Consider the following 661-nt stretch of genomic DNA (forward strand, 5'->3'; position numbering starts at 1 on the left):
ACGGAGTGATTCATGACTGGGGTGAAGTCGTAACAAGGTAGCCCTAGGGGAACCTGGGGCTGGATCACCTCCTTAAACGATAAGTGACACATTCTGCAAGTGCTCACACATTTGTCTTCATCAAAACGGTTGATGCGAAAGTAATCGCGAGCACAGATTCTGTACAGCAGGCCTGTAGCTCAGTTGGTTAGAGCGCACCCCTGATAAGGGTGAGGTCGGCAGTTCAAATCTGCCCAGGCCTACCAATTTGCTCCCACGTTTCGTTGTCGCGCCGCCCACGCGCTATTTTGTGCAGTTGAGGCGAGTGATTCTGTAGTGAACAGCGTGGACGAATTGGTTTACTTGGCAGGCTTTGTGGTTGCTGACGACACTTTTCTGGGGCTATAGCTCAGCTGGGAGAGCGCTTCCCTTGCACGGAAGAGGTCTGCGGTTCGATCCCGCATAGCTCCACCAATCATTAAGTGTAACGTTTGTCGCTATCGCATCATCGGGTTCAGAAAGAAGTACACATCGTGTACTTCTTTCTGGTTCTGGCAACCGGAAAGTTCTTTAACAAGGTATATCAAGCTGAGTCTTTGGACTGACATGCAACACTCTTAGGAGTGAGGTATGCGGTTCATAGATAAAATTGTTCCGGTGGTAGCGGGTTTCAATTCCCCGT

Annotated in this window: 2 tRNA genes and 1 rRNA gene; all 3 read left to right on the forward strand. The window is 49.9% G+C overall.

Features of this window, described 5'->3' with window-relative positions:
- A 16S ribosomal RNA gene (locus tag EYC82_RS18100) occupies positions 1-75 on the forward strand; the annotation flags it as partial.
- Between the two features lie 93 nt (positions 76-168).
- Positions 169-245, forward strand: a tRNA-Ile gene (locus EYC82_RS18105).
- A 132-nt stretch (positions 246-377) separates the two neighbouring features.
- Positions 378-453: transfer RNA gene (locus tag EYC82_RS18110), tRNA-Ala, on the forward strand.
- Positions 454-661 lie beyond the last annotated feature (208 nt).

It is taken from the genome of Candidatus Marimicrobium litorale (assembly GCF_026262645.1).
Taxonomy (GTDB): Bacteria; Pseudomonadota; Gammaproteobacteria; order Pseudomonadales; family Halieaceae; genus Marimicrobium; species Marimicrobium litorale.